Source organism: Stenotrophomonas beteli, from assembly GCF_001431665.1.
In the GTDB taxonomy this organism is placed as follows: domain Bacteria; phylum Pseudomonadota; class Gammaproteobacteria; order Xanthomonadales; family Xanthomonadaceae; genus Stenotrophomonas; species Stenotrophomonas beteli.
Genome location: NZ_LLXV01000017.1, coordinates 1 through 9,270, shown reverse-complemented (window position 1 = coordinate 9,270; position 9,270 = coordinate 1). Strand labels below are relative to the sequence as shown.

Genomic DNA, 9,270 nt, shown 5'->3' with positions numbered 1-9,270 from the left:
GACGGACACGACGGTGCCCGCGCGGGGCGGGCACCGTCGTGTCCGTCACTTCAGGTCGGTCGCCCAGTAGGCCTCGATCTGCTTGACCAGCTCGGCCGGCAGCGGCACGTAGTGCAGCTCGTTGGCCTGGGCCTGGCCGTTCTCGAAGGCCCACTTGAAGAAGGCCAGGGTGTCCTGGTTGCGCTTGGCGTCCTTCGGCTGCTTCTGCATCAGCATGAAGTTGGTGGCGGTGATCGGCCACGCCTGCTCACCCGGTGCGTTGGTGATGACCAGGTTGAAGTCCTTGGCGCTGGCCCAGTCGGCGCTGGCGGCCGCCGCGGCGAAGGTCTCCGCGCTCGGCTCGACCCAGTTGCCGGCTGCGTTCTGCATGGCGGTGTACGGCATGCCGTTCTGCAGCGCGTAGGCGAGTTCGACGTAGCCGATCGAGCCCTTGATCTGCTTCACGTAGGACGCGACGCCTTCATTGCCCTTGCCGCCGACGCCGTCCGGCCACTGCACCGAGGTGCCTTCGCCGACCTTGCTCTTCCACTCCGGGCTGACCTTGGACAGGTAGTTGGAGAAGTTGAAGGTGGTGCCCGAACCGTCCGAGCGGTGGACCAGGGTGATCTTGCCGTCCGGCAGCTTCACGCCCGGGTTGGCGGCGACGATGGCCGGGTCGTTCCAGGTCTTGACCTTGCCCAGGAAGATATCGGCCAGCAGGGCGCCGCTCAGGCGCAGCTTGCCGGCTTCCAGGCCTTCGATGTTGACCACCGGCACCACGCCGCCGATGGCGGACGGGAACTGCGCCAGGCCGGCCTGGGCCAGCTCTTCGCTGCTCAGCGGCTTGTCGGAGGAACCGAAGTCGACGGTGCCGGCCTTGATCTGGGCGATGCCGCCGCCGGAACCGATCGACTGGTAGTTGATCTTGGCGCCGGTGCTGGCGTTGTAGTCAGCCGACCACTTGGAGACCAGCGGGAAAATGAAGGAGGCGCCCGCGCCGGATACTTCGGCGGTCACCTTGGCGCCGGCGGCGGCCGGAGCGGCGGTACCGTCGGCAGCCGGCTGCTGCGCGGCCTGCTTGTCGCCACCGCAGGCCGACAGGCCCAGGGCGATGGCCAGGGAAAGGGCGGCAAGGCCGGCCGAGTGCAGTTTCATGGTCACTCCATAGCGGGGAAGAGCCGACGTGGTCGGCGGATGCGGCTATGAAATGATGTTTTTGTTACAGCCGTATTACGACCATGACAGAGGTGTCCTGGATCACGTTCTGACAAGGGTTTCACAGGGTCGGCGCCGATCCGGCCGGGGCCCGGAAACCCCGGATCTGCGCACCGATATGACGGCCGTTTGGCCCTTGTAGAGTCGAGCCATGCTCGACTGCTCCTTGTCCTGGGTCGCTGCGGACCGTTGGTCCGCACGCTCCAGCACCCGGCTGAGCGTGGGCTCGGCTACAGAGGCAGGTGCCCCCCAAAAACAAGAAGAGCGCGAGATCTCGAGGATCTCGCGCCCGGGTGGGAGCGGCGGGGGAGAGAGGACCCGCCGCCCCCGTTCCTGCGGGGGAGCGCGCTTACTTCAGGTTCTGCGACCAGTAGGTCTCGATCTGGCGGACCAGGCTGTCCGGCAGCGGCACGTAATCCAGTTGGCGGGCCTGGGCGTCGCCATTCTTGTAGACCCAGCGGAAGAACTCCTGGGTGGCCTTGCCATTGGCAGCATTCTTCGGCGTCTTCTGCACCAGGATGAAGTTGGTGGCGGTGATCGGCCAGGACTCGGCGCCCGGCGCATTGGTCATCACCAGGTAGAAGTCGCGGGCGTTGGCCCAGTCGGCGCTGGCGGCAGCGGCAGCGAACGAAGTATCGCTCGGCTGCACGAACTTGCCGGCGGCATTCTTCATCGCGGTGTAGGAGAGCTTGTTCTGCAGCGCGTAGGACAGTTCGACATAGCCAATGCCGCCCTTGATCTGCTTCACGTAGGCGGCCACGCCTTCGTTGCCCTTGCCGCCGATGCCGGCCGGCCACTGCACCGAGGTGCCTTCACCGACCGAGCTCTTCCACTCCGGGCTGACCTTGGACAGGTAGTTGACGAAGTTGAAGGTGGTGCCCGAGCCGTCCGAACGATGCACGACGGTGACCTTGGCGTTGGGCAGGGTCACGCCCGGATTCAGCGCGGCGATGGCCGGGTCGTTCCAGGTCTTGATCTTGCCCAGGAAGATGTTGGCCAGCACCGCGCCGTCCAGCTTCAGCGCGCCCGGGGCGATGCCGGCCACGTTGACCACCGGCACCACGCCGCCGATCACCGACGGGAACTGCGCCAGGCCCGCAGCAGCCAGGTCTTCCGGCTTCAGCGGCGCGTCGGAGGAACCGAAGTCAACGGTCTTGGCCTTGATCTGGGCAATGCCGCCGCCGGAACCGATGGACTGGTAGTTGACCTTGTTGCCGGTTGCGGCGCTGTAGTCGGCCGACCACTTGGACATGACCGGGTAGATGAACGATGCGCCCGCGCCGGTGATATCGGCGGCGTTGGCGGCGAACACGGACGATGCGGCCAGGATGGCGACAGCGGCGCGCGACTTGAAGGCGTGGATCACGGGGAGAGCTCCTGGGGTGGTGGTCGAAGGGCGGTTGCCCGACGTTTCGGTGCACATTCCATAACGGTTGCGTGACACCCCCGCGTCTGTCATATGACGCGGGCGTGACACGCGTCATGAGCGATGCTCACGTCCGCCGCGCCGGCAGGGCAGCGCGGCTACCGATGCAACGACGAAGGCACGGCCGGAGCCGTGCCTTCGCGGTTCAACGCAGGGGGCTGGACTTACCAGAAGAACTGCGCGCGGGCTTCCAGGATGTTGGGATCGTCGTTGACGAAACCGCGCGCCGTGGAGCTGTACTTCTTGCTGTCGACCATCACGTAGTTGAGCATCAGCTTGAAGTTGGAACGCAGGTACCAGTTGGCGCCCACGGTCCAGATGTCCATCTTGCCACCCAGCACGCCATCGACGATCGGCGGGCGACCGGCAACCGGGTTGGCGGCGAGGTTGCCGTCATTGAGGTCCATGTGGTCGTAGCGCACGCCCAGCTGCCACTGGCCGCCGGCCGGGTTGTTCGGCAGGCCGGTGCCCGGGGTGCCGCCCTTGTAGCTCCAGGTCTCGCCGGTGACGTTCCACACGCCGCTGATGTAATAGCCGTCGCTGGTGTAGTTGTCGTGGTCGTAGCGCTTGGCCTTGCTGGTGTAGTACTCGGCCTGGGCCTTGAACGGGCCCTGGAAGTACATCGCTTCGGCACCGATGGTGCTGACACGGTCGGTGTCGGTCAGGTTGCCGCTGTCGACCAGGCGGGCCGTGGCGAGGTCGGCATTCGGGCGCGCACGCACACGCAGGGTGTCGGCGTCGGCGTCGTAATTGACGTAGCTCAGGCCGAAGTGCAGGACCTGGCCCTTTTCGTTGATCGGGGCCCAGGTGCCACGCGCGCCGTAGCCGCTGCCGTGGGCCAGGTTGCGGGTCAGCTCGCGGCCGAAGGCGCTGGCAGTCACCGACCAGTTGTCCTGGCCGTAGCTGTACGCGCCGCCCAGGCGGCGGGCGATGGCATAGGTATTGGTGACCGCTGCCTTGGAAATGAAATCGTTGTTCTTGGTGCTGGACAGTTCTTCCAGGCTGTTGGGCTGCTTGAACTGGCCCAGCTGCAGGAAGTGGTTGGCGTTGCCCAGCAGCTTGTACTTCACGTTGGTGTCGAGGAACTTGTCGGCCTTGGCGTCATAGCCGACCACCCACTCCACGTTGCCCGGGCCCTTGCCCTTCAGCACCAGCTCGGCGCGACGCAGTTCAAATTCGCTGTTCTTGCCGTTGCCGGCGTCGCCACCGTTGAGGTCGACCACATCGTTGTGGAACCAGTTGCCATCGGCCTGGACCAGGCCTTCGAAGGTGATTTCCGAACCGCCGATCACGTCGATGGCGACTTCGGCGTGTGCAGCCGGCACATACAGCGCAGCAGCCACGGCCACCGTCAGGAGTTGGTGATGCAGTTTCATGGAGAGGAGCCTTGCAGGCAGGTGGGAAGATGCGCGCAGGCTAGAAGGTAAAGATTGCGTAAATGTGACAGTTCACGCGCGGCAGACATCCACCGCAGGCCCCGTCACGGCAGGGCCTGTCATTGAAACCGCTTGCGTATGACGCCCGGATTGCGCACCGGTTGCAGTAAAGCCGCGCCATGCGGGGATGCTGCCGTCACTCGGCCGGGGTCTTGTCCTTGAACCGGCACAGGTCGGCGATCACGCAGCCCGGGCAATCCGGCTTGCGCGCCTTGCACACATATCGCCCGTGCAGGATCAGCCAGTGGTGCGCGTCGAGCAGGAACTCGGCCGGAATCACCTTCACCAGCCTGTCTTCCACGTCGCGCACATTCTTGCCCGGTGCCAGTCCGGTTCGGTTGGCGACGCGGAAGATGTGCGTGTCCACCGCCATCACCGGTTCACCGAAGGCGGTGTTGAGCACCACATTGGCGGTCTTGCGGCCCACGCCAGGCAGCGCTTCCAGTGCATCGCGGTCGCGTGGCACCTCACCGCCATGCTTTTCCAGCAGGATCGCGCAGGTGGCGATCACGTTCCTGGCCTTGGCATTGAACAGGCCGATGGTGGCGATGTACGGCTTGAGGCCTTCTTCGCCGAGCGCGAGGATCTTCGCCGGCGTGTTGGCCACCGGGAACAGGCGGCGCGTGGCCTTGTTGACGCCGACATCGGTGGCCTGTGCAGACAGCGCGACGGCCACCAGCAGCTCGAACGGCGAGCTGTATTCCAGTTCGGTCTTCGGGTGCGGGTTGAGTTCGCGCAGGCGGGTGAACATCTCCACCACGTCGGCGCGCGGCATCGCGCCAGCACGCCGCGCCGGGGCGCGCGGGGTCTTCTTCGCGGTGGCCATTACTTCTCCTTGCCGCTGGCGCGGGCCTTGGCCCGGGCGAGGATGGCCGCTGCGGCGGCGGGCAGGGCGGGCTTCATATCCGGCGCCGGGGCCGGGGTGCGGCGTGCGTCGCGCTCGGCCTCGCGTCGCGCCAGGCGCACCGCACGGGCACGGTAGCGCTCGCGCGCGGCCCAGGCGGTGTGCAGCTGCTGCTGGGCCTGCTGCAGGCGTTGCGGAAGCTCGGGATGGCCAGGCAGCAACTGCTCGTCGCCGGCACGGACCACATAGTCCATCAACCCGGCCTGCAGGGCGCCATCGAGATCGTCTGCCTGGACCCGGGCAAACAGCTGCGCGGGGTTGGGTCGGGATGCCATGGCGTCAGCGGTTCTGGAAGGCCGGCGGGCGGCGCTGCAGGAAGGCGCTGGTGCCTTCGCGCATGTCTTCGGTGGCGAACAGCAGGCCGAACTGCGCGCTTTCGTACTCCAGCCCGGCCTCCAGGCTGCATTCGCCGCCCACGTGCACCGCATCGAGCAGGCCACGCAGCGCCAGCGGTGCCGAGCGCGCCAACTGGCGGGCGACATCCTGGACGCGGTTGTCCAGCGCGTCGGCCGGCACCACTTCGTTGACGATGCCCAGCTCCAGTGCACGCGCGGCATTGATCGGCGCGCCCAGCAGGCACAGTTCCAGGGTGGCGGCGCGACCGCACAGGCGCAGCAGGCGCTGGCTGCCGCCGAAGCCGGGAATCAGGCCGAGGTTGATCTCCGGTTGGCCGACCTTGGCGGTATCGGCGGCAATGCGCAGGTGGCAGGCCATCGCCAGCTCCAGGCCCCCGCCCAGCGCAAACCCGTTCACGCGGGCGATCACCGGCTTGGGCATGCGCTCGATCTGGCGCATCAGGGCCTGGCCCAGCAGCGAGAAATCACGTCCCTGAACCGCGCTGAGTGTGTTCATCTCGGCGATGTCGGCGCCGGCCACGAAGGCCTTGGCGCCGGCGCCGGTCAGCACCACCACGCGCACGTCCGGGTCGGCGGCGGCCGCGCTGAACGCCTCGGCCAGGGCCTGCAGGGTCGCGGCGTTGAGGGCATTGAGCTTGTCCGGGCGCTGGACGGTCACGGTGCGGATGGCGCCGTCGTCGGCGACAGCGATCAGGGCATCGGCCACGGGAAAAACTCCTGGAACGTTAAAAAAAAGTGATATTGAACTCCTCGAACGCAGACGGGTCATAGCCTGCATCGTGAGTAGCGGTTACACGTTGCGCCCGTTATCCTAACCCGTCGCCTCAGGGCGGCGCAGAACGTCCCTGAGTTACCACCCCTGGAGAACTGTTTGATGAAGTTGCGTTCTATCGCGGTCGCCGTCGCGGCCCTGGCCCTGACGGGCAATGCCTTCGCCCAGGACGTTTCGTCCGAAAAGGGCAAGCTGAGCTACTACTTCGGTTACGACTACGGCAACAACCTGGCGGAGCTGACCGGTCGTGGTGAGCAGCTGGACATCAACTCGGTGGTGAAGGGCCTGCAGGACGCCTACGCCAAGAAGCAGCCGGCGATCACCGCCGAGCAGCTGAAGCCGGCGGTTGAAGCGTTCCAGAAGCGCGAGCAGGGCCGTGCCCAGGCCGCCAAGGCCGAGTACGAAAAGGCTGCTGCCGAAAACAAGACCAAGAGCGATCAGTTCATCGCGGCGAACAAGGCCAAGGCCGGCGTGCAGTCCCTGCCGAGCGGCGTGCAGTACCGCGTGATCGAAGCCGGCAAGGGTGCCAAGCCGACCCAGGCCAGCACCGTGCAGCTGGAAGTGGCCGGTCCGTTCCCGTACGGCCAGCGCCCGACCGAAGCCCGCCCGGCCCAGCAGATCCCGTCGATCAAGGTCAGCGAAGTCGAGATGAAGGCCATGCGCGAGACCCTGCTGCAGATGCCGGCAGGCTCGAAGTGGGAAGTCACCCTGCCGCCGGACCAGGCCTACGGTGCCGACCCGCGCACCCCGTTCCCGCCGAACGTGGCTGTGCAGTTCGAGATCAAGCTGGTCAGCGTCAAGTAAATCGAAGCAGCAAACGAAACGCGCCGGTGAATCCACCGGCGCGTTTTTGTTTGCGCAGTACCTGACGCTCGACTCTGCCGTCCGCCCGGCCCCCGCGCAAATCCAGCGCATTCGCGCTACTGTTGCAGGGTGCAAACAATGGAAGAATCGGCGCGTGTTGTCGCAAGTCCCTGCATCGGAGTGTGCACGCTGGATCCAGGCCGGCAGTGCACCGGCTGCGGGCGGCATCTCGATGAGATCGCGCGGTGGTCGTCGATGAGCAACGAGGAACGCAGCCGCATCCTGCATCGCGTGCAGCCGCTGCGCGAACAGCTTCAGCAATCACTGCGCGGCTCGCTGGCCGACCACGAACGCCTGATGCGTGCGCTGCATCCGTTGGCCGATCCCCCGGCCGGCGATGGCTGGAACCGCAGCGAACTGATCGACCTGCTGCCACCCGGTCCGCCCGTGGAAGCGGCGGTGCTGGCCGGCATCGTGCCGCGTGCGAATGGTGCGCAGGTGATCCTCACCCGCCGTACCGAAACCCTGCGCACCCATGGTGGACAGGTCGGGTTCCCCGGTGGCCGCACCGAACCCGATGACCGCGATGCGTTGGCCGCTGCACTGCGCGAGAGCCAGGAGGAAATCGCATTGGCGCCCGGCCAGGTGCAGGCGCTGGGCTATCTCGATCCCTTCGTGACGATCACCGGCTACCGGGTCACACCGGTAGTGGCAGTGGTCGATCCGGATTTCGTGCCGGTGCCGCAACCGAGCGAAGTCGCCGAGGTGTTCGAGGTGCCGCTGGATTACCTGATGTCCGCCGACAATCTTCGCCAGGTCGAAATCAATCATCGCGGCCGCATCCGCCACGTTCTCGAATACGGCTGGCCGGGCCAGCGTATCTGGGGCGCGACCGCCGCCATTCTCTACAACCTGCGTCGCCGCCTGGAGCAAGTGCAATGAAGCCGATCGATCCGCCGTGGACCACCCTGGTCGATGTCGCCACCCTGGCCGCCGCGCTGGGCGAAGGGGTGCGCGTGGTCGACGCACGCGCCACCGCCAGCACTGCGGTGCGCGTGGTTGATGCGCGCTCCTCGCTGGCCGACCCGCAGGCCGGCAGTGGCCAGTACCTGGCCGGGCATGTTCCAGGCGCGGTGTATGCCGACCTCAATCGGGACCTGTCGGATCTGACCCGCAGCGGCCACGGCCGCCATCCGCTGCCGGACAGTGATGCCTTCGCCGCGAAACTGGGCCAGTGGGGCATCGGTCCCGACACCCAGGTGGTGGTCTACGACGGCAGCGACGGCAGCATGGCGGCCTCGCGCCTGTGGTGGCTGCTGCGCCTGATCGGGCACAGCAAGGTGGCCGTGCTCGATGGTGGTATCGCCGCGTGGCAGGCGGCCGGTCACGCGCTGGCGAGCGGCCAGACTGAAGTAACGGCGTTACCTGCCTACCCGGGCCGTTTCGACACCACCCGGATCGCCAATGCCGATGAAATCAGCGCGCGCCTGAAGCATGCGCCGGGCTGGCTGGTCGATGCACGCGCCGGCGAGCGTTTCCGTGGTGAAGTCGAACCGCTGGATCCGGTCGCCGGCCACGTACCCGGCGCAGTCAACCGTCCGTTTGCGTTGAACGTCGCCGACGGCCGCCTGCGCGATGCACAGGAACTGCGCGCCGAACTGCAGGGCGTGATCGGCAACCGTGATCCGGAACAGGTGGTGTTGATGTGCGGCTCCGGCGTGACTGCCTGCCATCTGCTGTTGGCGATGGAAGCGGCTGGCCTGCCCGGCGCGCGCATCTACGCCGACTCCTGGAGCGGCTGGGTCAGCGACAGCAGCCGCCCGGTGGCGACCGGCGCCTGAGAAGCGCGGGGTCGGATCCCTTTTCCAACGGAAAACGGCTCTGACCCCATCGAGCGTAAATCGGGGTCAGAGCCCGTTGCGTGGCAACGGGATCCGACCCCGTGTCGACCAAGGTCGACACCCACCAATTCGTGGAGTGGGTGGGTGAGCGACAGCAGCCGCCCGGTGGCGACTGGCGCCTGAGAAGCGCGCGGTCGGATCCGTTTTCCAACGGAAAACGGCTCTGACCCATCGAGCGTAAATCGGGGGTCAGAGCCCGTTGCGTGGCAACGGGATCCGACCCCGTGCCGAACAACAGCGGGAAACTGTCGAAGGCGGGGCGGGGGGGGCAGGCGGACCCGGTGGCGGCCTGTTGTGGGGCCCCCCGGCCCCACGGCGGGGTTTTTGGGGGGTCTCTCCCCCCCCCCCCCCCCCCCCCCAACCACCACCAACCCGCACCACAGAAACCACACTTTCTGTGTTTGTGTTTTTTTTCTTCGGGTTGAAAAGGGGGCCGGGCGGGGCCCGGGCGGGGTATCTTTTCCCTCTTATTTCCCA

At 66.7% G+C, this 9,270-nt stretch carries 9 protein-coding genes; 3 read left to right on the top strand and 6 right to left on the bottom strand.

Annotated features, from left to right (window positions below; translation table 11 throughout):
• Positions 1 to 45: 45 nt before the first annotated feature.
• From pstS (ARC23_RS03405) to ARC23_RS03380, 6 genes are all read right to left on the bottom strand, one after another.
• Positions 46 to 1,134 carry a phosphate ABC transporter substrate-binding protein PstS gene (gene pstS / locus ARC23_RS03405; RefSeq protein WP_057495933.1) on the bottom strand — a complete coding sequence of 363 codons (1,089 nt, stop codon included), beginning with the start codon at positions 1,132 to 1,134 and terminating at the stop codon, positions 46 to 48.
• Between the two features lie 409 nt (positions 1,135 to 1,543).
• Complete coding sequence (pstS, locus tag ARC23_RS03400) at positions 1,544 to 2,560, bottom strand: phosphate ABC transporter substrate-binding protein PstS (protein ID WP_005415897.1); 1,017 nt, start codon at positions 2,558 to 2,560, stop codon at positions 1,544 to 1,546.
• Positions 2,561 to 2,784: 224 nt separating this feature from the next.
• Complete coding sequence (locus ARC23_RS03395; protein ID WP_049411264.1) at positions 2,785 to 3,996, bottom strand: OprO/OprP family phosphate-selective porin; 1,212 nt, start codon at positions 3,994 to 3,996, stop codon at positions 2,785 to 2,787.
• 196 nt (positions 3,997 to 4,192) lie between these two features.
• On the bottom strand, positions 4,193 to 4,882 hold the full coding sequence (gene nth / locus ARC23_RS03390) for an endonuclease III (RefSeq protein WP_057495932.1): 690 nt from the start codon (positions 4,880 to 4,882) through the stop codon (positions 4,193 to 4,195).
• Positions 4,882 to 5,235, bottom strand: a complete 354-nt coding sequence (locus ARC23_RS03385; protein WP_057495931.1) for a hypothetical protein — start codon at positions 5,233 to 5,235, stop codon at positions 4,882 to 4,884. Before ARC23_RS03385 ends, nth begins: the two co-directional genes overlap by 1 nt.
• 4 nt (positions 5,236 to 5,239) lie before the next feature.
• The gene (locus ARC23_RS03380; protein WP_057495930.1) at positions 5,240 to 6,022 is read right to left on the bottom strand and encodes an enoyl-CoA hydratase/isomerase family protein; all 783 of its coding nucleotides are present in this window, start codon (positions 6,020 to 6,022) and stop codon (positions 5,240 to 5,242) included.
• Positions 6,023 to 6,190: 168 nt separating this feature from the next.
• On the opposite strand from ARC23_RS03380, the gene ARC23_RS03375 reads away from it, so the two are divergent.
• The 3 genes from ARC23_RS03375 (at position 6,191) to ARC23_RS03365 (ending at position 8,733) form a co-directional block, all read left to right on the top strand.
• Positions 6,191 to 6,892 (top strand): FKBP-type peptidyl-prolyl cis-trans isomerase N-terminal domain-containing protein, encoded by a 702-nt coding sequence (locus ARC23_RS03375; RefSeq protein ID WP_005408797.1) that lies wholly within the window; start codon positions 6,191 to 6,193, stop codon positions 6,890 to 6,892.
• A 138-nt stretch (positions 6,893 to 7,030) separates the two neighbouring features.
• Entirely contained in the window at positions 7,031 to 7,834 is an 804-nt protein-coding gene (locus ARC23_RS03370) for a CoA pyrophosphatase (protein WP_057495929.1), read from the top strand.
• Entirely contained in the window at positions 7,831 to 8,733 is a 903-nt protein-coding gene (locus tag ARC23_RS03365; RefSeq protein WP_057495928.1) for a sulfurtransferase, read from the top strand. Before ARC23_RS03370 ends, ARC23_RS03365 begins: the two co-directional genes overlap by 4 nt.
• Positions 8,734 to 9,270 lie beyond the last annotated feature (537 nt).